22 protein-coding genes are annotated in these 22,286 nt (G+C 61.6%); 17 read left to right on the forward strand and 5 right to left on the reverse strand.

What is annotated here, in order from left to right; genetic code table 11:
* The first annotated feature begins 3 nt into the window (after positions 1-3).
* The 6 genes from rpmD (at position 4) to IZV00_RS13510 (ending at position 4,960) form a co-directional block, all read left to right on the forward strand.
* On the forward strand, positions 4-183 hold the full coding sequence (rpmD, locus tag IZV00_RS13485) for a 50S ribosomal protein L30 (protein WP_196225097.1): 180 nt from the start codon (positions 4-6) through the stop codon (positions 181-183).
* A 150-nt stretch (positions 184-333) separates the two neighbouring features.
* A complete protein-coding gene (gene rplO, locus IZV00_RS13490; RefSeq protein ID WP_196225098.1) occupies positions 334-870 on the forward strand; it encodes a 50S ribosomal protein L15 in 537 nt (178 codons plus the stop codon).
* A 312-nt stretch (positions 871-1,182) separates the two neighbouring features.
* On the forward strand, positions 1,183-2,547 hold the full coding sequence (gene secY, locus IZV00_RS13495; protein ID WP_196225099.1) for a preprotein translocase subunit SecY: 1,365 nt from the start codon (positions 1,183-1,185) through the stop codon (positions 2,545-2,547).
* Between the two features lie 44 nt (positions 2,548-2,591).
* Positions 2,592-3,248 carry an adenylate kinase gene (locus tag IZV00_RS13500; RefSeq protein ID WP_196225100.1) on the forward strand — a complete coding sequence of 219 codons (657 nt, stop codon included), beginning with the start codon at positions 2,592-2,594 and terminating at the stop codon, positions 3,246-3,248.
* 37 nt (positions 3,249-3,285) lie between these two features.
* Positions 3,286-3,417 carry a hypothetical protein gene (locus IZV00_RS21360; protein ID WP_268934767.1) on the forward strand — a complete coding sequence of 44 codons (132 nt, stop codon included), beginning with the start codon at positions 3,286-3,288 and terminating at the stop codon, positions 3,415-3,417.
* Between the two features lie 538 nt (positions 3,418-3,955).
* Positions 3,956-4,960, forward strand: a complete 1,005-nt coding sequence (locus IZV00_RS13510; RefSeq protein ID WP_196226666.1) for an acyltransferase family protein — start codon at positions 3,956-3,958, stop codon at positions 4,958-4,960.
* A 91-nt stretch (positions 4,961-5,051) separates the two neighbouring features.
* Here the strand turns inward: IZV00_RS13510 and IZV00_RS13515 are convergent, their stop codons facing one another.
* Complete coding sequence (locus IZV00_RS13515) at positions 5,052-5,864, reverse strand: CsgG/HfaB family protein (protein WP_196225101.1); 813 nt, start codon at positions 5,862-5,864, stop codon at positions 5,052-5,054.
* 164 nt (positions 5,865-6,028) lie between these two features.
* Here IZV00_RS13515 and lepA point away from each other — a divergent pair, with 164 nt between their 5' ends.
* The 3 genes from lepA to IZV00_RS13530 all read left to right on the forward strand — a co-directional run bounded on the left by lepA (position 6,029) and on the right by IZV00_RS13530 (position 9,208).
* Positions 6,029-7,834, forward strand: a complete 1,806-nt coding sequence (gene lepA / locus IZV00_RS13520) for a translation elongation factor 4 (protein ID WP_196225102.1) — start codon at positions 6,029-6,031, stop codon at positions 7,832-7,834.
* A gap of 134 nt (positions 7,835-7,968) precedes the next feature.
* Positions 7,969-8,358, forward strand: a complete 390-nt coding sequence (locus tag IZV00_RS13525; RefSeq protein WP_230463222.1) for a PH domain-containing protein — start codon at positions 7,969-7,971, stop codon at positions 8,356-8,358.
* Positions 8,359-8,524: 166 nt separating this feature from the next.
* Positions 8,525-9,208 (forward strand): hypothetical protein, encoded by a 684-nt coding sequence (locus IZV00_RS13530; protein WP_196226668.1) that lies wholly within the window; start codon positions 8,525-8,527, stop codon positions 9,206-9,208.
* Positions 9,209-9,597: 389 nt separating this feature from the next.
* On the opposite strand, the gene IZV00_RS13535 is transcribed toward IZV00_RS13530, so the two are convergent.
* Together IZV00_RS13535 and rnd are read right to left on the reverse strand one after the other, a co-directional pair.
* Positions 9,598-9,894: an I78 family peptidase inhibitor gene (locus IZV00_RS13535; RefSeq protein WP_196226669.1), complete on the reverse strand. Its 297-nt coding sequence runs from the start codon at positions 9,892-9,894 to the stop codon at positions 9,598-9,600.
* An 11-nt stretch (positions 9,895-9,905) separates the two neighbouring features.
* Positions 9,906-11,072: a ribonuclease D gene (gene rnd, locus IZV00_RS13540; RefSeq protein WP_196226670.1), complete on the reverse strand. Its 1,167-nt coding sequence runs from the start codon at positions 11,070-11,072 to the stop codon at positions 9,906-9,908.
* A 127-nt stretch (positions 11,073-11,199) separates the two neighbouring features.
* Between rnd and aspS the strand changes: the two genes are divergently transcribed.
* The 5 genes from aspS (at position 11,200) to IZV00_RS13565 (ending at position 17,113) form a co-directional block, all read left to right on the forward strand.
* Positions 11,200-12,984: an aspartate--tRNA ligase gene (aspS, locus tag IZV00_RS13545; protein ID WP_196225103.1), complete on the forward strand. Its 1,785-nt coding sequence runs from the start codon at positions 11,200-11,202 to the stop codon at positions 12,982-12,984.
* Between the two features lie 234 nt (positions 12,985-13,218).
* Positions 13,219-14,001 (forward strand): polyphosphate kinase 2 family protein, encoded by a 783-nt coding sequence (locus IZV00_RS13550; protein WP_196225104.1) that lies wholly within the window; start codon positions 13,219-13,221, stop codon positions 13,999-14,001.
* Positions 14,002-14,101: 100 nt separating this feature from the next.
* Positions 14,102-15,406, forward strand: coding sequence for a methyl-accepting chemotaxis protein (locus IZV00_RS13555; protein WP_230463223.1), 1,305 nt, complete (start codon positions 14,102-14,104; stop codon positions 15,404-15,406).
* Positions 15,407-15,485: 79 nt separating this feature from the next.
* A complete protein-coding gene (locus IZV00_RS13560) occupies positions 15,486-15,671 on the forward strand; it encodes a hypothetical protein (protein ID WP_196225106.1) in 186 nt (61 codons plus the stop codon).
* Positions 15,672-15,763: 92 nt separating this feature from the next.
* The gene (locus tag IZV00_RS13565; RefSeq protein ID WP_196225107.1) at positions 15,764-17,113 is read left to right on the forward strand and encodes a S41 family peptidase; all 1,350 of its coding nucleotides are present in this window, start codon (positions 15,764-15,766) and stop codon (positions 17,111-17,113) included.
* A 183-nt stretch (positions 17,114-17,296) separates the two neighbouring features.
* Here IZV00_RS13565 and greB read toward each other — a convergent pair whose 3' ends face one another.
* Both greB and IZV00_RS13575 read right to left on the reverse strand, forming a co-directional pair.
* Complete coding sequence (gene greB / locus IZV00_RS13570) at positions 17,297-17,782, reverse strand: transcription elongation factor GreB (RefSeq protein ID WP_196225108.1); 486 nt, start codon at positions 17,780-17,782, stop codon at positions 17,297-17,299.
* Positions 17,783-18,065: 283 nt separating this feature from the next.
* Positions 18,066-20,105 (reverse strand): lytic transglycosylase domain-containing protein, encoded by a 2,040-nt coding sequence (locus IZV00_RS13575; protein WP_196225109.1) that lies wholly within the window; start codon positions 20,103-20,105, stop codon positions 18,066-18,068.
* A 154-nt stretch (positions 20,106-20,259) separates the two neighbouring features.
* On the opposite strand from IZV00_RS13575, the gene dapA reads away from it, so the two are divergent.
* From dapA to IZV00_RS13590, 3 genes are read left to right on the forward strand one after another with little or no spacing between them, the layout of a single operon-like run.
* Positions 20,260-21,138, forward strand: a complete 879-nt coding sequence (gene dapA / locus IZV00_RS13580) for a 4-hydroxy-tetrahydrodipicolinate synthase (protein ID WP_196225110.1) — start codon at positions 20,260-20,262, stop codon at positions 21,136-21,138.
* 45 nt (positions 21,139-21,183) lie between these two features.
* Positions 21,184-21,666, forward strand: coding sequence for an SsrA-binding protein SmpB (gene smpB, locus IZV00_RS13585; RefSeq protein ID WP_196225111.1), 483 nt, complete (start codon positions 21,184-21,186; stop codon positions 21,664-21,666).
* Positions 21,666-22,274 carry a DUF2062 domain-containing protein gene (locus IZV00_RS13590; RefSeq protein WP_230463224.1) on the forward strand — a complete coding sequence of 203 codons (609 nt, stop codon included), beginning with the start codon at positions 21,666-21,668 and terminating at the stop codon, positions 22,272-22,274. Before smpB ends, IZV00_RS13590 begins: the two co-directional genes overlap by 1 nt.
* Positions 22,275-22,286 lie beyond the last annotated feature (12 nt).

Genomic DNA, 22,286 nt, shown 5'->3' on the forward strand with positions numbered 1-22,286 from the left:
GATATGGCGAAGATCAAGATCAAGCAGATCGGCTCACCGATCCGCCGTCCTGCCGACCAGAAGAAGATTCTGATCGGCCTCGGCCTTGGCAAGATGCACCGCGTGGTTGAACTGGAAGACACAGCGGAAGTCCGCGGTGCCATTGCCAAGCTTCCCCATATGGTCGCGGTGGTCGAGGGCTGAGCCTTCCGATCACAACGGAATGAAGCGGGAGAGGGGGAAACCCCTCTTTCGTTTTTTAAAAAAGGGCGCTAATGGCGCGCCCTCTTTAGTTGTTCCGCCGATCAGGGATTGAGTGGGACTGCGCGAACATAGCGAAAGCGAGTGCACGAAATGACGAAGCTTAACGAACTCAATGACAATGCCGGTGCCCGTAAGGGCCGGATGCGCGTTGGCCGTGGTATCGGCTCGGGCAAGGGCAAGACCGCCGGTCGCGGCCAGAAGGGTGCGAAGGCGCGCTCGGGCGTTGCGATCAACGGCTTCGAAGGCGGCCAGATGCCGCTCCACATGCGTCTGCCGAAGCGCGGCTTCAACAACATCTTCGCCAAGGATTACGCGATCGTGAACTTGGGCGCGGTGCAGAAGGCGATTGATGCTGGCAAGCTTGATGCCAATGCGACCATCGACCATGCGGCGCTGAAGGCTGCTGCGCTGGCTCGCGGCGGCAAGGACGGCGTCCGTTTGCTTGCCAAGGGCGAACTGACCGCCAAGGTCAACCTGCTGGTCGCCGGTGCCTCGAAGGGTGCTGTCGAGGCGGTCGAGAAGGCTGGCGGCAAGGTCCAGGTGATCGAAGTCGTTCCCGCTGCCGATAAGGCGAAGGCCAAGAAGGGCACGGCCCTGGCTGCCAAGAAGGCCGCGGCCAAGGCGTAATCAGGCCGCCAAGGCTTGCAAGCATGGCCCCGCTGCCCGATATGGGCGAGCGGGGCTATGTGTTTCGGGCAATGTTCCGGCAGCCTTCCTTTCGTCAGATCGTGTCGCGCACTGTCTCGGCACCGTCAGGACATCACCCGTTTCTCGACTCCGTTCGAAACGAAATGGGGAACGCAAGGAAGGGGGGCTGAAGGCGCACTTTGTCGCATCATCCGCAAATCCCGGTTCGACAGCGCCCCATGACCCCGCTAAGGGATTAGCGATTCAGGCTGGGGCGTGACCTTGGCCAAGATGTTTTGAAGGGCAGCCAAGATGGCATCGAGAGCCGACCAGCTCGCATCCAATCTCAGCCTGGCAAAGTTCAGCCAGGCGACCGACCTCAAGAAGCGCCTATGGTTCACACTGGGCGCATTGATCGTGTTTCGCTTCCTGAGCTTCGTGCCGCTACCGGGCGTCGATCCGACCGCGCTGTCTCAGCTTTACAAGCAGACCAATGGCGGTGTCCTGGACATTTTCAACACTTTCTCCGGTGGGTCGCTCTCGCGCATGAGTCTGATTGCGCTCGGCGTCATGCCTTACATCACGGCCTCGATCGTGGTGCAGCTCGCCGCCAGCCTTTCGCCGCAGCTCGCCGCGATCAAGAAGGAAGGTGAGAGCGGTCGCAAAAAGCTCAACCAGTATACGCGTTACGGCACGGTTGGCCTGACTGCGGTGCAGGGGTATTTCATCGCGGTCGGCCTCGAAAGCTTCGGCGCACAATCGGGCGTGCAAGCAGTGGTCGATCCCGGTTTTCTGTTCCGGATCGCAGCGGTCGTGTCGCTGATCGGGGGCACGATGTTCCTGATGTGGCTGGGTGAACAGATCACGTCGCGCGGTATCGGCAACGGCGTCAGCCTCATAATCATGGCTGGCATCGTTGCTCAGCTTCCGGTCACCCTAAGCAATCTTTTCAAATCGGGCAGCGAGGGATCGATCTCGGGCCTGCTGATCGTGATGGTCATCGCATTGGCGGTCGGCTTGATCCTGCTGATCTGTTTCATGGAGCGCGCGCAGCGCCGCGTGCTGATTCAGTATCCCAAGCGCCAAACTCGTCAGGGATTGATGCAGGCGGATCGCAGCCATCTGCCGCTCAAGGTAAATACCGCCGGCGTTATCCCGCCGATCTTCGCCAGTTCGCTTCTGCTGATGCCACTGACCATTTCCCAGTTCGCGGGTAGAACCATTGCCGGTGAGAGCAGGCTTGGGGATTTCGTACTGACGCTGAACCAATATCTGTCGCACGGCAGCCCGGTTTACATGGGCCTTTACGGCCTGGGGATCGTATTCTTCTGCTTCTTCTACACCGCGGTTGTGTTTAATCCTGAGGAGACGGCGGATAATCTCAAGCGGAATGGCGGGTTTATACCGGGCATCCGTCCCGGCAAGAACACCGAAAATTATCTGGACTATGTGCTGACCCGGATCACGGTGATTGGTGCTGCCTATCTGGCCATCATATGCCTGGTGCCGGAATTTGCCATCGCCCGGGCGGGTATTCCCTTCTATCTGGGCGGGACGAGTCTGCTGATCGTGGTCAATGTCACGGTGGATACCGTGACGCAGATCCAGAGCCATTTGCTGGCTCACCAATATGGCGATCTGATCAAAAAGGCGAAGCTGAAGGGACGTCTTCGCTAAAAGCGCATCGAGGCGCGGCGCAAGAACAGGGGAGTATGCGCAAAATGAATATCATTCTGCTGGGTCCTCCAGGAGCAGGGAAGGGCACGCAGGCGAGCCGCCTGGTCGAAACTCGTGGCATGGTTCAGCTGTCGACGGGTGACATGCTGCGGGCGGCGGTAAAGGCGCAGACGCCGATTGGCCTCAAGGCCAAGGCGGTGATGGAGGCGGGTGAACTGGTTTCGGATGAAATCGTTTCCGGCATCATCGGCGAAGCATTGGATGGGTTGGCCGATAGCACTGGCGTGATCTTCGACGGCTATCCGCGCACCGAAGCTCAGGCCCATTCGCTCGACGTCATTCTTGCCGATCGCGGCCGTACATTGGACCATGTTATCGAACTCGACGTCGATGAGGACGCTCTGGTCGAGCGCATCACGGGCCGCTTCACCTGCGCGACCTGTGGTGAGGGCTATCACGATAGCTTCAAGCAGCCCAAGGTCGCTGATGAGTGCGACAGATGCCATGGACATGAGTTCAAGCGCCGTCCCGACGATAATGAAGAAACGGTTCGCACCCGGATGGCGGAATATCGTGCTAAGACCGCCCCCATTCTTCCAATCTATGAGGCGCGAGGGATCGTGTCCCGTGTGGACGGCATGGCTGACATGGACGACGTGACTGCGGCAATCGCGGGCATATTGGATCACGCCAAAAGCTGAGGTAATTTCTCCCGTCTTTCAGAGGCGGGAGAAAGGCATGCGGAACTCTATTCGGGCCATCCTGGCCACTGCGCTCGCTGGCGGAACCGCCGCCCAAGCGGAAGTTAAGTCGGCGAACGATTTCGGCTTCGAGGTAGTCAGCAGCGTCGAAATCGTGGGCGACGTGTAAACGACATATTCGTTGATCGCTTCACCGGCGCGCTGGTGGAGCAGCGAACACACCTACAGTAGCGATGCCGCCAACCTTAGCCTGGATACAAAAGCGGGAGGCTGTTTCTGTGAGCAGCTTCCCGGCCACGCGGGTCGGCAGGCAGTGTCGAACATGCTCGCATGATTTTTGCCTTGCCATAAAAGCATTTAAGGCTTTCCGGAGCCTTGTGACCTCTGCAAGCCGAGGCGGTCACTGGTACGCTCGACATCGCCCTTTATCCGGCTGGCGAGGATGTTCGTGCGACCATCAGTTATGTCGCGGGAGGCTATATGCGAATGCGTCCAGCCCAGATTGCGCCCATTGTGAACAAGGTTCTGGCCGAGCAATTGGCACGGCTGAAGCGCACAGCCGAGCAGGGCGACTGACCTTCCAAGCCGGACGCAACCGTGCGAGCCAACAATATATGTCCGACCCTAATATCTTAACCGATTGATTGCTGTTTCATTGCTAATGCATTCGAGTGACTGCATTGCCTACTCGGAACCGCTTGGCGGAATTGGATGCTTTGAGAGGCATCGGTGCGCTGTGTGTGCTGGTTTTTCATTATTCCACGCGCTTCCACGAGCTTTTTCCCCAAGCGGCGCACGTGCCATTCAGCTTTCCCGGAGGCAATTATCGCGTCCTGCTGTTTTTCACGATCTCGGGCTTCGCCATATTCTTCACGCTGGATCGGATCGGTAGCGTCGCCGATTTCGCGGTAAACCGGATCGCCCGGCTTTATCCAGCTTATATCGTCGCGATGTTGCTGACCTTGTCGATCGAATATGCGGCAAAGGCGTCTCAATTGCTGGTAGGTCCCAGCGCGGTCCTGGCTAACTTCACGATGTTGCAGGGGTTCGCGTTTCTCCCTGAAGTAGACGGCGCTTATTGGACATTGACCGTCGAAATCGCCTTTTACTTCTGTATGATATCGATCTGGAAATGGGCTGGATTGAAAAGGCTCGAACCGATGCTGGCATTGTGGCTCGCGGTTCGCGCGATTTATGGGTTATGGCCCGACATGCCCGAACGCATCGTCATGCTTTTGGTACTGCGCTATCTCCCCTTCTTCATCATCGGGATGTTGTCTTACCGTGTCTGGTCTGGTCAGCGGAGCTGGCGGCAACAATCTCCCTATGCCGCCCTTGCACTGCTGTCGGTCGCCTCGATGGAAAGCTGGGACGTCGCGCTGATGGCTTGTATTCTGCTTGCAGGCTTTGCAGCGCTAATCAGAGGGCATCTGCAGTGGATCGCGTCACGTCCACTGCTCTGGATAGGCGGGATCAGCTATTCCTTCTACCTCATCCATCAGCATGTGGGTTTCGTCGTGATGCTGAAAATGGCGGAGCAGGGGTATAGCCCGTGGCTCGCCTTCTTCTCCGCGTTTCTTGTCGCACTAACTTTGGGCACGGGCATCAACAGGCTGGTGGAGCGACCCGCAGGCGAGGCGATAATATCGTGGTGGCGACGGCGGCGTGGAAATAGGCTGGCGCACGCTGAAGCCTCGTCCCGGCCTATTTAATGACGATGTCATTCCGTCGCACTGACAGTGGTGGTGAGCGGAAGGAGAAGAACAGGGGCATGGCATTGGTGCCAAGCCCCTGCGTAAGATTTTACTGCGCGCGGGGGGCTGCTGCTGCCGCGTTGGCAGGCAACCCGCCCATCTGCGTGACCAGCTTGGTGTAGGCGTCCAGATAGGCGAGCACGATCACCTGGCCGATCTCGGTATTTTGGTAGCCGCTCCCACCGGCGGCAGCAAAGCCGCCCCACCAACCGGCACCGCCGCCGCCGCCGAAGCCGATGTCGGTCTTGCGCGCATAGCCTTCGGTCAGCGCCTCTTCTTCGGTCGTGCGGGCGTTAACGATGGAAAGCGTGACGTTCGCTTCCTTCTTCTTGATGTTGAGGCCGCCGGCAAGTGCGCCGAACGTGCCGCCCATCAGGCCACCAAGTGCAGCGCCAAAGCCGCCCCCGCCAGAGTTGCGGTTGGACGAGACGATATCAGGCTCCAGATAATAGTCGGCTGTCTTGACCTGGCCCCGGCCCAAGTTCGATCCAGCCTGCAATTCGCCCGAGTCCGCCATGGCGCGTTCCATCGCCCGGCTCTGCATGGCGCGGCCGCGGTTGACGATGCCGAAGCAGCCGGACTGCTGGATGAACACCTTGAGGATCGCTTCCGGGCTGCCCAGGTTCAACTCGCGCCACCACTGGTTGTCGGGTTCGACGATCGCGACAGTGCCAAGGCGGCGAGTGCAGCGGGGAATCTCCTGCTGAGCGCGCTCTTGCGCTCTGCGGCCCGAGGAGGCGCCTTTGGTGGTGCCATCCTTATAGGTCTTGCCAGAAGAACTCATATTCGTCTGCGCCATCGCAGACATCGGCGTAGCAAGCATCGATGCTGTCGCGACGAGCGCGGAAACCGTCTTCAACATTGCCCCAAATCCCTTTCGAGCGGTTAATTATGGAATTTTTATTATGGTACGACCCGTTTAAGGCTCGCGTCAATTACCATAGCTCGCAGGCTTTTCCTACTGATGGGCAGGCTGGTTGCAAGCTCTGCTGACAGGCCCGCAAATGGCTGCTATCGGCGCGGTCCATGACCAACCTTTCGCACATCCGTAATTTCTCGATCATCGCGCATATCGACCATGGCAAATCGACGCTGGCCGACCGGCTGATCCAGCGCACCGGGGGGCTGACCGACCGGGAGATGTCGGCCCAGGTCCTCGATAATATGGATATCGAGAAGGAACGGGGCATCACCATCAAGGCGCAGACCGTGCGCCTCGACTATGTCGCGAAGAATGGTGAGACATATGAGCTCAACCTCATGGACACGCCGGGCCATGTCGACTTTGCCTATGAAGTGAGCCGGAGCCTCGCCGCGTGCGAGGGCGCGCTGCTGGTCGTGGACGCGGCGCAGGGCGTGGAAGCGCAGACGCTGGCCAATGTCTATCAATCGATCGAGCATGACCATGAGATCGTGCCGGTGCTGAACAAGATCGACCTGCCCGCCGCCGAGCCGGAGAAGGTGCGAGCGGAGATCGAGGAAGTGATTGGCCTTGATGCGTCGGAAGCGGTGCTGGCGAGCGCGAAGTCGGGTATCGGCATCGACGATATTCTCGAAGCCATAGTCGCCAAGATCCCGCCGCCCAAGGGCGACCGCAACGCGCCGCTGGAAGCCATGTTGGTCGACAGCTGGTACGACCCTTATCTCGGCGTCGTCATCCTGGTCCGCGTCGTCAACGGCGTGATCAAGAAGGGGCAGCAGATCAAGTTCATGATCGGCGAGACCGAGCATCTGATCGACCGCGTGGGCTGCATGCGGCCCAAGATCGAACAGCTGCCGGAACTCGGTCCGGGCGAGATCGGCTTCATCACGGCGCAGATCAAGGACATCAGCCAGACCCGCGTGGGCGACACCATCACCACGGTCAAGAACCCCGCGGCCAATCCGCTGCCGGGCTTTAAGGAAGTGCAGCCGGTGGTCTTCTGCGGACTGTTCCCGGTCGATGCCAATGATTTTGAAAAGCTGCGCGATTCGATTTCCAAGCTGCGGCTGAACGACGCGTCCTTCTCCTTCGAGATGGAGACGTCGGCGGCGCTCGGCTTCGGCTTCCGCTGCGGCTTCCTGGGGCTGCTCCATCTGGAGATCATTCAGGAGCGGCTGACGCGCGAATATGATCTCGACCTCATCACCACCGCGCCGTCGGTGGTCTATGAAATGCACATGAAGGATGGGGAGGTGAAGCATCTGCACAACCCCGCCGACATGCCAGATCCCAACTATATCGAGATGATCGAGGAGCCGTGGATCGAGGCGGTGATCTACTGCCCCGACGAATATCTGGGTTCGATCCTGAAGCTCTGCCAGGACCGGCGCGGCATTCAGAAGAACCTGACCTATGTCGGCGGACGCGCGCAGGTGACTTATGAGCTGCCGCTCAACGAAGTGGTGTTCGACTTTTATGATCGCCTGAAGTCGATATCGCGCGGCTATGCGAGCTTCGACTATCATCAGATCGGGACGCGTGAAGGCGACTTGGTCAAGATGAGCATCCTCGTCAACAACGAGCCGGTCGATGCGCTGTCGATGATCGTTCACCGGAGCGCGGCCGAGGCGCGGGGGCGGCACATGTGCGAGCGGTTGAAGGATCTGATCCCTCGCCATCTGTTCAAGATTCCGATCCAGGCGGCGATTGGCGGCAAGGTGATTGCGCGGGAGACGATTGCGGCGATGCGCAAGGACGTGACCGCGAAATGCTATGGCGGCGACATCACGCGTAAGAAGAAGCTGCTGGAGAAGCAGAAAGAGGGCAAGAAGCGGATGCGGGAATATGGGTCGGTGCAGATCCCGCAGGAGGCCTTCATTGCGGCGTTGCGTATGGGGGATGAGAGCTAACACTCATTCGTTTGGGTTGGGCTGGTCGAAGCCTGCTCTTTTCGTTGGAGAAGGGCAGGAGGGGCGCGCTGAGCAAGGATTGACGCGGGCGGGGCATCCATGATCATGTCCGTGCGCACTTCTTGATGGGACGAATGATGAGCGACGCCTGGCTGTATGACGAGCATCCTGCGATGTTTCGCGCGCATCCGTTCCTGTTCATCCTGCTGCTGATTTCTGTCGTCGGGCTGCTGGCGATTGGGGTCTGGTGGCTGCGGACGAAGGGGGAGCGGTTGGCGTTGTCCGACCGGGAGGTCCTGATGGAGCGCGGGCTGCTGGCCAAGCAGCGGACCGAGATCGCGCTGTCGAGCATTCGCAGCGTGCGCATCACGCAGACATTCGGCCAGCGCATCTTCGATGTCGGCAATGTCGAACTGTTCAGCGCGGGCGACATCGCGGAAATCGCGGTCAAGTCCATGCCCCGGCCGGGGCGCATCCGGAACATCGCGGCGTCGCGCAATCTGGATTTGCTGCCACAGCGTTGACGGGCGTTCGCGCCCCCTTGACCTGGCGCCAATTTATTTCGACCATATGTCCTGACTGAAGGGACAGTGAAAAGCCTGTATCCGGGGAAGGATGCCGCTGGGTGACGCTGCTTCGCAATGGCGCGGGGCGCGGTTGCAAAGGGTGTCCTTCATGGCCTTGCCGGTGATGCTTTCGCTGCCTGAATTAACTGAGCCGCAGCGTGAGGCCGTTCGTGAGGCTTGCGGCTTTGCCTGCGTCCGATGTGGCGTGACCATCTATCGCTATCTTCGCCTGCCCGATTCGCCCCAAGCGACATTGCTGTGCCCGACTTGCCACGCTCTGGTGGAGGAGGGGCGGCTGACCACGGCGCAGGTGCAGGGATTTCATACCAATCCGGTGGTCCGCCAGCGGCACTTTGCCCGGGACCGGATGCCATTTTCTTCGGAGTTGCCGACTTTGATCGTCGGGGGCTCGCGGCCGCTGCGCGATACGCCGATTCCGCTGGTGCTGGATGGCGAGCCGATCCTGATGTTCGCGCCGCCGCGCCGCAGCCGGGGGGCGACGCGGATCAGCCTGCGGCTCGGCGATCCGGACGGCAACCCGGTGCAGGTGATCCAGGGCAATGAATGGCTGGCCGCCAATGGTAGCTGGCGGTTCCTGCTGCGTGGCGATCGCTACAGCGTCATGGCGGGGCGGGGCGAGGGGCTCGCCATTTTGCGGATCGTGGCGCGTAACCGGATCGCGGTGGAACATTTGCGCACGACCATCCGGGGCAGGCGGTTGGAAGTAACGCCGGATTGGCTGGAGATCGACGGCAAGCGGCATGTGAACCGGATCGGCAGCGGCGCGCTTGTAGGACTGGAATGTTGAGGTGAGGCGCCAAAAATGGCGGATTTCCGTCGAAGTTCACAGTGTATGCGCGCGCGAGGGCAGGCGCGCGTGAGCGCGAGGGGGTGATGTGGGACGTTTCAAAGAGAGGGGCGGGGATAGGGTTGTTGTGGGGGAATAGGACAGGGTGAATTTTGGGGCGGTGGTGGAAATAGGATGGTTTTTGCGGGGGGTGTGGCGTTTGGGTGACGGTAGCCGTTCCCTCCCGCAAGCGTTCAAACGAGGCAGGTGACTCGTTTGGAGGGTTAGGGTGGGGCGAGCGTAGTGAGCTTCTTTTAATCATATCGGCGTTGCGCTGGCCCACCCCCCGGCCCCTTCAAACGAGTCACCTGCCTCGTTTGAACGCCTGCGGGAGGGGGAGCAGGAGTGCGCTAACCACACCTTGCGGAGGTGATTGTCATCTTCTCGTCATAGCTGACGGTGAGGCGATCGGGGCGGAAGTCCATGGTCATGGCCATGCCGGGGGCGCCCCAGCGTAGGGTGCGGGCGCCGGATGCTTCCAGCAGTTGCGTTCCGAGGTCGGCGCTAGCGGTCTGGCCGACGAAACGGTCGAGGCCGTCGTTGCGGCAAGGCCCCTGGGCTGTCGCTGGCGTGGTGGCGGGGCCTTGTCCGTCAGCCGTGGTGCAGGCCGCAGCCAAGAGGGGGATCATTAGCGCCGCTGCCCGCATCATTCTCATTCCTATTCAGTGCGTGTCATCTTGAGGCGGCCGCCCTTCACCGCAAAGGCCAGGCGTCCTTCGACAAGGTCAACGGCATCGCGGCCGAATTGTTCATAGCGCCAGCCTTCCAGGATCGACAGGTCATCGCGGACACCTGCGGCCAGCGCGTCCAGATCGTCGCTGCGGGCCAAGAGGCGGGCGGCGACGTTGATGTCGCGCGAGCGGATCTTGAGGAGGAGCTTCAGCAAATCGGCGACTAGCGCGCCGTCCTTGCCGAGGCCCGGACGCTTGGGATCGCGTTCGGGCATCTCGTCCTTGTCGAGCGGCGTGTGGCTGCCGAGCGCCGCCATCAGCCGCGCGCCGATGTCGTTGGTCTTCCAGGTGGCGGACAGGCCGCGTACCTTGCCAAGGTCTTCCTGAGAGCGGGGCGGGTGGCTGGCGATGTCGGCCAGCGTCTCATCCTTGACGATGCGGCCACGGGGAAGATTCTTGTCTTGTGCCTCGATCTCGCGCCACGCGGCGAGCGCCTTGAGGCGGCCTAGCACATCAGCCTTGCGGCTGGCGATGCGGACGCGCTTCCAGGCGTCCTGCGGTTCGTTCACATAGTTGGAGGGGTCGCAGACGCGCTCCATTTCCTGGTCGAGCCAGTCGCCCCGCCCGGTCTTGCGCAGTTCCTCCAGCATCATCGGGAAGATCTGGATCAGATAGGTGACATCGCCGATCGCATAGTCGATCTGCCGCTTGTCGAGCGGGCGGCGTCCCCAGTCGGTGAAGCGCGCGCCCTTGTCGAGCTGAACGCCGAGCCATGCGTCCACAAGGTTGCCGTAGCCGATCTGCTCGCCAAGGCCGAGCGCCATGGCGGCGATCTGCGTGTCGAACATCGGATGCGGGGTCCGGCCGGTCAGATTGTAGATGATCTCAAGATCTTGTCCGCCTGCATGAAAGACCTTCAGCACATCCTCATTGTCGACCATCAGGTCGAGCAGGGGGCTAAGGTCGAGACCCGGCGCCTTGGGGTCGATCGCGGCGGCTTCGTTGCTGTCGGCAACCTGCACGAGGCAGAGGTCGGGCCAATAGCTGTTTTCGCGCATAAACTCGGTATCGACCGCGATGTAGGGCGATTTGGCGATACGGGCGCAAAATTGGGCGAGTGTCTTGCTGTCAGTGATCAGCGGATGGATTTGCATATGGTCTTCGATCTTATTATGGGCTGGCCCGTCGCTCACGGGCTCGTCAATGCTTGACAAGACCGCCCATAGCGGGGCTGCGGCACTTTGTCATTTCCGTAAAACGAAGCTGAAAGATACAATCGCCATGCACGCCTATCGCACTCATACTTGCGGCGCTCTTACCTCGGCCGAAGTCGGCAATGAGGTGCGGGTGTCGGGATGGGTGCATCGCAAGCGCGATCATGGCGATCTGGTCTTCATCGATTTGCGCGATCATTATGGCATGGTGCAGATCGTCACCGAAGTGGACGGTCCCGTGTTCAAGGTGATCGAATCGCTGCGTGCCGAGAGCGTCGTGACGGTAACCGGCAAGGTGGTTGCACGCGCGCCTGAAGCCGTGAACCCGAACCTGCCGACGGGCGAGATCGAAATCCGGGCGCTTGACGCGGTGCTGCTGTCGGCTGCCGCCGACCTGCCGCTGCCGGTCGCTGGCGAGCAGGAATATCCCGAGGATATCCGCCTGCGCTACCGTTTTCTCGACCTGCGGCGCGAGACGCTGCACGGCAATATCGTCAAGCGGACCAAGATCATCTCCGACATGCGCCGCCGCATGGAAGGGGCGGGCTTTACCGAATATTCGACGCCGATCCTGACCGCGAGCAGCCCGGAAGGCGCGCGCGACTTTCTGGTGCCGAGCCGCATCCATCCGGGGAAATTTTACGCGCTGCCGCAGGCGCCGCAGCAATATAAGCAGCTGCTGATGGTCGCGGGCTTTGACCGTTATTTCCAGATCGCGCCCTGCTTCCGCGATGAAGACCCGCGTGCTGATCGCCTGCCGGGCGAGTTCTACCAGCTTGATCTGGAAATGAGCTTCGTGACGCAGGAAGATGTGTGGAACACGATGGAGCCGGTGATCGCGCAGGTGTTCGAGCAGTTCGCCGAGGGCAAGCCGGTGACGCCTGCGGGCAGCTTCCCGCGCATCGCTTATGATGAGGCGATCCTGAAATATGGTTCGGACAAGCCCGACCTGCGCAACCCGATCCTGATTCAGGACGTGACCGAGCATTTCCATGGGTCGGGCTTTGGCATCTTTGCTTCGCTGGTGGAAAGCGGCAGCGTCATTCGCGCGATCCCGGCGCCGGGCGCTGGTGCGGGCAGCCGGAAGTTCTTCGACGACATGAACAATTGGGCGCGGGGCGAAGGCTATTCGGGCCTTGGCTATATCAACATCAAGGATGGCGTCCCCGGCGGCCCCATCGCCAAGAATCATGGCGAGGAGCGGACGGCCAAGCTGATCGAGGCGCTGGGCCTTGGCCCCAATGACGGCGTGTTCTTTGCAGCGGGCAAGGAAAGCCAAGCGGCCAAGCTCGCGGGCCTTGCCCGTATTCGCGTGGGTGAGCAGCTCGACCTGATCGACAAGGACCGGTTCGAACTGTGCTGGATCGTCGATTTCCCCTTCTACGAATATGATGAGGAATCGAAGTCGGTCGACTTTGCGCACAACCCATTCTCCATGCCGCAGGGCGGGATGGACGCGCTGGAGCATCAGGACCCGCTAACGATCAAGGCGTATCAGTATGACATGGTCTGCAACGGCTATGAGATTGCTTCGGGGTCCATCCGTAACCAGTCGCCTGAGCTGATGGTGAAGGCTTTTGAGAAGGTCGGCCTTAGCCAGCAGGATGTGGAGGAGCGCTTTGGCGGCCTCTATCGCGCGTTCCAATATGGCGCGCCGCCGCATGGCGGCATGGCCGCTGGTGTCGATCGCATCGTCATGCTGCTGTGCGGGGCGCAGAATTTGCGCGAAGTGACGCTGTTCCCGATGAACCAGCGCGCCGAAGACCTGCTCATGGGCGCGCCGAGCGCGGCGGAGTTCAAGCAACTGCGTGAATTGCATGTTCGCGTGGTGGAGCCGCAGGCCAAGGCTTGATTCTTTAATTTCGCGCAGAGGCGCAGAGGGCGCAGAGTTATGCACTCGGCGATCTTTGCGGACTCCGCGCACATTTTTGTTCACGCGGAGACGCGGAGGCGCGGAGAGTTTGGATTTTCCTCGGCGTCTCCGCGCCCCCGCGTGAATCATTAAGTCTTCCGGCTCTTGGGGCGGATTTGACTTTTCGTCGCTTCAGGCGTTGCTTTCCTGATCTGAACAGGAAGGATGACGCGCATGGCGATTGACCTTGCCGATTATGAGAAAGGCAAGCCTCTCAAAGGCGACTATGAGGCGGAGTTGGAAAAGCTGCAGGAGCGGCTGGCGAAGATTCAGGTTGCCCATGTGATCCATGACCGGCGGTCGGTCATCCTGTTCGAAGGTTGGGACGCGGCGGGGAAGGGCGGCATCATCAAGCGGATGACCGCGCAATGGGACCCGCGCTATTATCGGGTCTGGCCGATCGCCGCGCCGTCCGCCGAAGAATGCGACCATCATTTCCTCTGGCGTTTCTGGACCCGGCTGCCCGCGGGCCGCAACATCGCGGTGTTCGACCGCAGCTGGTACGGGCGCGTGCTGGTCGAACGGGTGGAAGGGTTCTGCTCCAAGGGTGAATGGAAGCGCGCCTATGACGAGATCAACGCCTTCGAAAAGCAGCAGGCGGACGCGGGGACGAACATCATCAAGCTGTTCGTCCATATTACCCAGGAAACGCAGGACAAGCAGCTGGCTCAGCGGCTCGACACGCCGTGGAAGCGGTGGAAGACGGGCAAGGAAGATTATCGCAACCGGGCGCGGCGCGACGACTATCTCGACGCGATGCACGACATGTTCAAGAAGACGGACAGCAAATATGCGCCATGGCAGGTGATCGACAATAATCACCGTGCGGCCGGGCGTATCGCCGCGCTGAAATACGTCGTCAAGTCATTGGAAAAGCTGGTGCCGATGGATTTTCCTGACGCTGACCCGGAGGTGGTGAAGCTCGCCAAGGAAGCGTTCGGCTATCAACTGCCGTAAAAAACCAAGACAAAACAGTGCGTTGTCATAAATCTGTCATCAAAACCTAACCGCTCATTTACCATTCGGGCGCTACCAGCGGCTCATGTATGCGCCCAAGATGCTCGATCCCTCGCCGTCGCTGCCTCGCTGGCAGGGCTTGCCCTTCGTCTCCACCAGCCCGGCGATCCAGATTGGACGGCCGTTGAGCGAAGCGGTGGAGCATTTTCAGCAGAACCCTTCGCTGCGGCTGCTGCCCGTGCTGGACGAAGCGGATCGGCCCAAGGGCGCGATCTACGAGCGGGACATGCGGCGGATACTGTTCAACCCGTTCGGCCATGCGCTGCTGCGTAACCCGAGCTTTGGCGGGCGGCTTGATGACCATATCCGGCCCTGCGCCTCGGTCGAGCGGAGCGCCACGATTGAGATGCTGATCGACCTCTACGCAGCGCAGGGGCAAAAGTGCGAAGGGCTGATCGTCATAGAAGGCGGCCGTTATGCCGGGATGGTCGGCGGGCAGTTGCTGCTAAAGCTGGCGGCGGAGCGGGACGCGCGCGTGGCGATCGCGCGGGCGGAGCGGCTGGAGCGCGTAACGCGGGAGAGCGGCAGCTTTCGCGACGATATTGCGACGCTGATCGCCGATCTGGTGGGGATGGCGGACATGCTGTCCCGGCTGGCGAGCGACGCGGCGGAAAGGGCGGCCCATAACGGGCAGGCGGCAGCAGGCATGGCGGTGGCCGCCGCGCAGACCGCTGACAATCTTTCCGGCATCGCTGGTTCGGCCAACGACCTTGGCCTGCTGTTCCAGTCGATCGAGGATGAGGTGCGTCAGGCTGGCGCCGCGATCAAGGCGGCGGTCGAACAGACGCGGCTGGGGTCAGCACAGACCCAACAATTGCGCGTTCAGGCAGATGGCATCGGAGAGGTGACGGCGCTGATCGACGCGGTGGCGCGGGCGACGGCCACGCTGGCCCTGAACGCGGGCATAGAGGCCGCGCGCGCCGGGGAGGCGGGGCAAGGCTTTGCCGTTGTCGCGCGCGAGGTGAAGCTGCTCGCGGGGCAAACCCGCGAAGCCGCGGCGGAAATTGCCGACCGGATAGATCATATCCGCGCGACTGTCGGTCATGTGGCGCAGGGCCATGGGTTGATGGGGTGCGCGATTGAGACGGCGGATCGGCTGTCGGCTTCCGTGTTCGACGCGGTGGCGCGTCATGGCGCCTTCAGCCGGGGCATCGCTGCCAGCATGGCCGAAGCGGGCGAGTCCAGCGATCATGTCCGGCTGAGCGCCAGCCAGATCAGCGGGAATGCCGACGCGGCGGTCGATGGCGCGCGCAACATCCGGCATGCGGCAAGCCAACTGGCGGGCGAAGCGCAGCGGCTGGATGCGCGGGCCAGCCTTTTTATCGAGGCTATTCGATTGGATTGACGTCGGCTTCAGGAAAAATGGCTGGCGCCATGCGCAAATGCGGCTAACCTTTCCATCCAACAAGAAGGAGAGGAAAGCCATGCTCGTCATGTTCGTGGGCGCCGACCGGACCGAAACCGCCATCAATGCCGCGCAGGTCACCTTCGTATCGTCCGTCACGGACGGCACCCGCATCCGCTTTGGCGAAGGCCGCAGCGTCACCGTGGTCGAGCCCATCGCGCAGGTGATGGAGGATCTCAATCAGGCTTTACGACCGCACGAATAGCGCTGCGCCCGGCGCTACGCCGTAACCGATGCTTTGCGTATGCCTGAGAAGCATCCTATACTGATGGCTTGATGCCAGGACTCAGGACAGCAATGAAATCCAATTTCTTCCGGGGCGCCGCTGCCCTTGGCGCGCTCGCGCTCATCCCCGCCACCACGGCCGCGCTCGCGGACGGGGAAGCGAGCAGCTACAAGGCGCTCGACGAGTTCATGGACGTCTTCCAGAAAGTCCGCAGCGACTATGTCGAAAAGGTCGATGACGAGAAGCTGATCAAGGGCGCGATCGACGGCATGCTTGCCAGCCTTGATCCGCATTCGAGCTTCCTTGATGCGCGAGACTTCCAGAATCTGCGCACCCAAACCGAAGGCAGCTATGGCGGCTTGGGCTTGTCGGTTACGCAGGAGGATGGCGCGGTCAAGGTGATCGCTCCGACGCAGGACACTCCGGCCTGGCGCGCTGGGATCAAGGCGGGCGACTATATCACACATCTTGACGGGCAGCTGATCTACGGCGGCACGCTGGACGAAGCCGTCGACAAGATGCGCGGCGCGCCGGGTACGTCGATCAAGCTGACCATCGTGCGCGCGGGCCGCGACAAGCCGATCGAAGTGACGCTGACGCGCGAGATCATTCAACTGAAGCCGGTGAAGTGGGAAGTGAAGAACGGCGTTGGCGTGATCAACATCGTCAGCTTTTCCGCCAATACGGGCGCCGATTTGCGGCAGGCGATCCGCAGCATCGACAAGAGCCTGGGCCGTAAGCCGACCGGCTACATCCTCGACCTCCGGTCCAATCCGGGTGGGTTGCTGGATGAAGCCGTATCCGTGAGCGACGCGTTCCTGGAGCGCGGTGAGATCGTATCACAGCGCGGCCGCAACAAGGGCGATGTCGAGCGCTATTATGCCAAGCCCGGCGATGATGCGAAGGGCTTGCCGGTCATCGTGCTGGTCGATGCCGGGTCTGCCTCGGCCTCCGAGATCGTCGCGGGAGCGCTTCAGGATCAGCATCGCGCATTGGTGATGGGCGAGCGCAGCTTCGGCAAGGGCAGCGTGCAGACGATGTTGCCGCTGACCAATACGACCGCGCTCAAGCTGACGACGGCGCGCTATTATACGCCGTCCGGCCGGTCTGTGCAGGAAGGCGGTATCGAGCCTGACGTCCGGGTGCCGCAGTTGTCGGACCCCGATTACAAGAACCGGCCGAAGTTCCGCGAAAGCGACCTGCGCCGCCACCTGATCAATGAGATCAAGACGGACAATGCTGCGCTGGAAGAAGACACTAAGGAAGATCCGCGCTTTGCCATGTCAGCCGAAGAGCTTAAGAAGAAGGGGATCGAGGATTTCCAGCTGGATTATGCCCTGAAGACGATCGCGCGGCTGGCGGCGAAGCCGGGTGCGGTGATCGCGCAGGCGCAGCCGGTTGGGAAGAAGATGGTTCGGTGAGGCGATTGGTTGGTTTTTTGGGTGAAGGGTATTTTTCCTCCCTCTCCCCTTTAGGGGAGAGGGTCGGGGAGAGGGGGATGAGTAACCGTCGCCCTTACAGTCCCCTCTCCCGCCTTCGCTGCGCTCGGCACCCTCTCCCCTAAAGGGGAGAGGGGATGGCTTGAACCCTTAACGAGCTTCACGTCACTCCGGGTAGCGGATTTCCATCACCTCATATTCCTTCTCCCCGGCGGGGAGCATGACGCGGCGCAGGTCGCCTACCGCAGCATTGCGCAGAGCGCGCGCGATGGGGGAGCTCCAGCCGATCCGGCCCGCGCTGGCGTCGGTTTCGTCATTGCCGACGATGGTGACGGTGCGGTGATTGTCGTCTTCGTCGGCGATCGTCACGGTGGCGCCGAAGAAGACGCGGGTCTTGTCGGGTTGTTGACAGGGATCGATGACTTTCGCATCCTTCATCTTTTTTGACAGGCGGCGGAGTTGGCCGTCGATCTCACGCATGCGCTTGCGGCCGTAGAGATAATCGCCATTCTCGCTGCGGTCGCCGTTGCCCGCTGCCCAACTGACGATCTCCACGATGCGTGGCCGCTCCTGCCCAAGCAACTGGTCATATTCGGCGCGCAGCTTCGCGAAGCCTTCGGGGCTGATGTAATTGGGGTGAGGGGCGTTCATCCGCCTCCTTTAGCGCCTTTTCTCCCGCCATAATACATCCGGCCGGAGGTCAAAAAACCTCCGCGTCTCGGAAGGACTCAAAACTCTGCGCCTCTGCGCGAACAAGAGAAAAAGATAAGCAGCCACAGCTTCAGTCTGATGACTGCGCGCCATCTACTCGCTGCTGGTTAGGATTATGCGCGCAAAGGCGCAGAGGACGCAGAAAAGTTTTGCATTTTTTGGTTCACGCGGAGGCGCGGAGGTGATTTTTGGCCTTCGGCCCTTTTCCGCGCCTCTGCGGACGTCAGCCTGGGGTCTGCTTGCCCAGATATTTGGAGAGGGGGGTGTTGGAACCCCGGAAGCGGGCGCGTTCGGGGTTCATCGCTTCATAGACAACCGCATTTTCCAGCACGCGCTGTACATAGTTGCGCGTTTCGAAAAGCGGGATCTGCTCGATCCAGCGCAACATGTCCGCGCCCGGCAGGCGAGGGTCGCCGTTGGCGTTGACCCAGCGGTTCACATTGCCGGGACCGGCATTATAGGCCGCGACGGCCAGCGGGTAGCTGCCGCCATAATAGTCGAGCATGCGCTGGAAGTAGGATGAGCCGAGCATGATGTTGTAGCTCGGATCGTTGAGCGAGCCGGGGTCATAGCCAAGGCCGAGCTTGCCCGCCTGTTCCCGCGCGGTGCCCGGCATAAGCTGCATCAGGCCGCGCGCGCCAGCGTGGCTGACGATCTGCCGGTCGAACTGACTTTCCTGCCGCGCGATGGCATGCACCATCGTCCAGTTGGATTGGGCCGTAGGCGGCACGGGCACGCGGGGGAAGGCGCTTTCGCCATAGCCGGTGAGGCCGCTGGACACGGCGCGGCGGCCGACCATCACGCCCATGTCGGGCCTGCCGATGCTCTTGGCGAGTTCGGCGGCCAGATAATGGTCGCTGTCACTGTCGGCATTATTGGCGATGGCGCGGGCGAATTTGCTCTGATCCTCCCAATAGCCCATTTGCCCCAGCGCCTTCACCGCGCGGACGACCGAGCGATTGGCGAAGGCGGAGCGATCGGCGGCGGAAATCTCCACGGCCCGTTCGAAAAGGGCAGGCGCGGGCACCGGCTTTCCGATGCGTTCCAGGGCAAGTTGGCCGTAGAATTGATCCGGGAACACCGACGCCTGGGCGAAATAGCTGGTCGCGGTGGCCGTATCACCGGCTGCCAGTGCTGCGCGGCCTGCCCAATAATAGCCCTTCGACTGGGTCTGGGGGGATTTGGCAGCCGTTGCGTAGCGGCGGAACATCGCCGCCGCGTCCGATGGGCGGTTCAGATTGTAGAAGGCGGTCGATCCCGCCAGCCAGGCGAGGCTGGTATAGTCATCGCGCTCGCCAATCGGGCGGCTGGAAACGTCGGTGCCGGGCGCATAGGCATCGTCGAGCTTGCTGGCGATGCCATAGGCGAAGCTCCACTGGCTGTCATTGGCGGCGGCGCGCGCCTGGCCAAGCAATGTCTCATACCATTTTTCCGCATTGCCCGGGCGGAAGGTCAGCTGGGGTCGGTTGGCGAGATATTGCCGTGCGGCGATCCAATTGCCCGTGTTCAACAGCCAAGTCGCCTTGTCCGCGACGAAGCCAGCGTCGGAAATCCCCACTGGCTCGGCGACTTGCATCCGGGCGGCGGCGTCCGGCGCCTTCTGGCGGAAGGCGATACGCGCTTCGTAGACCGGGCGTCGCGTGGGCGTCACATAGGCGAGCATCCGTTGCGCTCCGGCGATGTCGCCGCCCCACAGCAGCACGTCGGCGCGCTGATCATGGTCCGCGCTCGTCCAGCTGCTACCGAAGAGCGATAGCAAGCGAGCCTCGTCATCGGGCGAAAGCGTGCCGCCGACCCAGGCGCTGCGTGCGGCGATGCGCGCTTCGGGCATGCGGCCCATCTGCATCAGCGCCAGCGCATTGCGTGCATGGCCGGTGGCGGTGCGCGCGGGGAAGCGGGCGAAGAAGGCCGTCACCTGACGCGGATCATAGCTGTTGGGGTTGATGCCGGTTTCCGCCAGCCGCCGCATCCGGTCCTCCCCAGGCCAACCGGGATTGGCGAGGATGAAGCTGGCATAGGAGGAGAAGCCCAAGCCGTCGCTCTGCTGCAATGCGCGCCACTGGCTGATCGTCGCGGAGATGGACGGATCGGACGCGACGCCGATTCGGCTGCTCACCTGATTCCAGGGCGATGGCTGAGGCGATGCCTGAGTCGTGGCGGGCAGTTGCTGCACCACCGCGCCCGCCGGATAGGGCGACGCGACGGGGGCTTGGGTCTGGGCGCTGGCGCCCGCGGTAAAAAGAAGAAGAGCGATCAAGGGCATGCGGACCATTGCTGTTTCGGGGCGGCGAGCTGACAGCCTACTGGACATCATCGCAATTCCATCCTTATCAGGCCCTGAATGACGCGCTATAGCGCGCCGAGGCCTACACTCGACAGTGTGCCCCGGAATGCCGGTGAATTGAAGGAGTTTGTTGATGTTTTCCGGGTCGATTCCGGCGCTGGTCACCCCATTTCGCGACGGGAGCGTGGACGAGGCCGCGTTTCGCGCTCTGGTGGACTGGCAGATCGAGGAGGGCAGCAGCGCTTTGGTGCCATGCGGCACCACCGGCGAAAGCGCGACCATGACGGTCGAGGAGCATAATCGTGTCGTCGCGATTTGCGTCGATCAGGCGGCGGGGCGGGTGCCGGTGATCGCGGGCTGCGGGTCCAACGACACGCGAATCGCTCTGGAGCATATGTTCGCGGCGCAGGCTTCTGGTGCGGACGCGGCGCTGGTGGTCGCGCCCTATTATAACAAGCCCAACCAGGATGGCGTTTATCAGCATTTCGCCTATCTGGCCGAGCGCTGCCAGCTGCCGATCGTCCTTTACAATGTACCGAGCCGCACGATCACCGACATTGGCGTGCCGGTGATCCATCGCTTGACGGAAGAATATCAGTCGATCGTCGGCATAAAGGACGCCACCGGGAATCTGGGGCGGGTCACCGCGCAGCGCCTCGCCTGCCGCGATGATTTCTGCCAGCTGTCCGGCAATGACGAAACCGCGCTGGGATTCAACGCCATGGGGGGCAAGGGTTGCATCTCCGTCACGGCCAATGTCGCGCCGCGTCTCTGCGCGGAGTTCCAGGCGGCTTGTGCGTCGGGTGACTGGGCTGGTGCACTGGCGTTGCAGGACCGGCTCTACCCGCTGCACGACGCGCTGTTCAGCGATTCTTCACCTGGGCCGGTTAAATATGCGCTCAGCCGCGTGCGGTCCGACATGCCCGGTGAATTGCGCCTGCCGATCACATGGCCTTCGGAATCGAGCCGCGCCGCTGTCGATCGGGCTTTGGAAATTGCGGGTCTCGTCTAAATGGGCTGCGGCCTTATATGGTGAAGTGAGTTAGTTAAGAGTCCCATGGCCCGCCCTCGTCCCGAATTGTTCGACAAGAAGAAGATCGTCGCCGAGAACCGGCGCGCGCGTTTTGAATATTTCCTTGAGGATGTGTTCGAAGCGGGAATCGCGCTGCAAGGCACGGAGGTGAAGTCGCTCCGTTTCGGCGAGGGCAACATCGCGGAGAGCTATGCCGAGGTGAAGGGCGATCAGGTGTGGCTGGTCAACAGCAACATCCCCGAATTCAGCCACGGCAATCGCTATAATCATGAGCCCAAGCGGCCCCGCAAGCTGTTGCTGCACGAGCGGGAGATCGCGCGCATGCACGGCGCGGTCGAGCGCAAGGGCATGACGCTTGTCCCCTTGAGCGTCTATTTCAACAGCCGTGGCAAGGCCAAGGTCGAACTGGCGCTGGCCAAGGGCAAGAAGACGCACGACAAGCGCGAAACGATCAAGGAACGCGACTGGAAGCGGGATCAGCAGCGTATCATGAAGGACCATCGCTGATGGGTCCCAAGGCGAGCATGGGCCGTCTTGCCCGATGGTGGCACGCCAATGCGCCGACCCGTGAATCGCTGGAAGACAACCGCTTCATCGCGCCGGTCGCGCACCGGGTGCTGGAACCCTCGCTGTGGCGCTTTACCCGCCGGTCAGTGCCGCGTGGAGTCGCGTTGGGGCTGCTGGTCGGGATATTTCTGTTGATCCCCGGTGTGCAGATTGCCGGGGCGGCGATGCTGGCGCTGCCGTTCCGGGCCAATATTCCGCTGGCGGCGGCGATGACGTTTCTTTCCAATCCGGCGACAACACCGCTGTTCCTGATGGCGTCCGTCTATGTGGGCAACTGGTTCCTCGGGCGCAGCGCGGACGCTTCGGGCTTCATGGCGCTGGTGGATAAGCACGCATCGATCCGCGAATGGTGCGGCTGGCTGTTTTCCGAAGCGGCGCCCGCCATGCTGTTCGGGCTGGCGCTGATTTCGATCGCGTTCGCTGTTGTCGGATATTTCCTTGCCGACTGGATCTGGCGCCATCGGATGGGCCGGAAATGGCATGCGCGCAAATTGAGGATTGGCAAGCCACCCGAAAGCAGCGCATTGGAAGAAGTCGCCCGCGTCTGACGCAGGGCGAAT

The organism is Sphingobium sp. Cam5-1 (assembly GCF_015693305.1).
In the GTDB taxonomy this organism is placed as follows: Bacteria; Pseudomonadota; Alphaproteobacteria; order Sphingomonadales; family Sphingomonadaceae; genus Sphingobium.

Coding starts and splice junctions, on each gene's coding strand:
- IZV00_RS13575 (WP_196225109.1), bottom strand. CDS start 20,105: ATGCCCTTGATCGCTCTTCTTCTTTTTACCGCGGGCGCCAGCGCCCAG.
- lepA (WP_196225102.1), top strand. CDS start 6,029: ATGACCAACCTTTCGCACATCCGTAATTTCTCGATCATCGCGCATATC.
- IZV00_RS13515 (WP_196225101.1), bottom strand. CDS start 5,864: ATGTTGAAGACGGTTTCCGCGCTCGTCGCGACAGCATCGATGCTTGCT.
- IZV00_RS21360 (WP_268934767.1), top strand. CDS start 3,286: ATGCGGAACTCTATTCGGGCCATCCTGGCCACTGCGCTCGCTGGCGGA.
- IZV00_RS13550 (WP_196225104.1), top strand. CDS start 13,219: ATGGCGATTGACCTTGCCGATTATGAGAAAGGCAAGCCTCTCAAAGGC.
- dapA (WP_196225110.1), top strand. CDS start 20,260: ATGTTTTCCGGGTCGATTCCGGCGCTGGTCACCCCATTTCGCGACGGG.
- IZV00_RS13535 (WP_196226669.1), bottom strand. CDS start 9,894: ATGCGGGCAGCGGCGCTAATGATCCCCCTCTTGGCTGCGGCCTGCACC.
- aspS (WP_196225103.1), top strand. CDS start 11,200: ATGCACGCCTATCGCACTCATACTTGCGGCGCTCTTACCTCGGCCGAA.
- IZV00_RS13565 (WP_196225107.1), top strand. CDS start 15,764: ATGAAATCCAATTTCTTCCGGGGCGCCGCTGCCCTTGGCGCGCTCGCG.
- secY (WP_196225099.1), top strand. CDS start 1,183: ATGGCATCGAGAGCCGACCAGCTCGCATCCAATCTCAGCCTGGCAAAG.
- IZV00_RS13525 (WP_230463222.1), top strand. CDS start 7,969: ATGATGAGCGACGCCTGGCTGTATGACGAGCATCCTGCGATGTTTCGC.
- IZV00_RS13500 (WP_196225100.1), top strand. CDS start 2,592: ATGAATATCATTCTGCTGGGTCCTCCAGGAGCAGGGAAGGGCACGCAG.
- IZV00_RS13590 (WP_230463224.1), top strand. CDS start 21,666: ATGGGTCCCAAGGCGAGCATGGGCCGTCTTGCCCGATGGTGGCACGCC.
- greB (WP_196225108.1), bottom strand. CDS start 17,782: ATGAACGCCCCTCACCCCAATTACATCAGCCCCGAAGGCTTCGCGAAG.
- smpB (WP_196225111.1), top strand. CDS start 21,184: ATGGCCCGCCCTCGTCCCGAATTGTTCGACAAGAAGAAGATCGTCGCC.
- rplO (WP_196225098.1), top strand. CDS start 334: ATGACGAAGCTTAACGAACTCAATGACAATGCCGGTGCCCGTAAGGGC.
- rnd (WP_196226670.1), bottom strand. CDS start 11,072: ATGCAAATCCATCCGCTGATCACTGACAGCAAGACACTCGCCCAATTT.
- IZV00_RS13530 (WP_196226668.1), top strand. CDS start 8,525: ATGCTTTCGCTGCCTGAATTAACTGAGCCGCAGCGTGAGGCCGTTCGT.
- rpmD (WP_196225097.1), top strand. CDS start 4: ATGGCGAAGATCAAGATCAAGCAGATCGGCTCACCGATCCGCCGTCCT.
- IZV00_RS13560 (WP_196225106.1), top strand. CDS start 15,486: ATGCTCGTCATGTTCGTGGGCGCCGACCGGACCGAAACCGCCATCAAT.
- IZV00_RS13555 (WP_230463223.1), top strand. CDS start 14,102: ATGCTCGATCCCTCGCCGTCGCTGCCTCGCTGGCAGGGCTTGCCCTTC.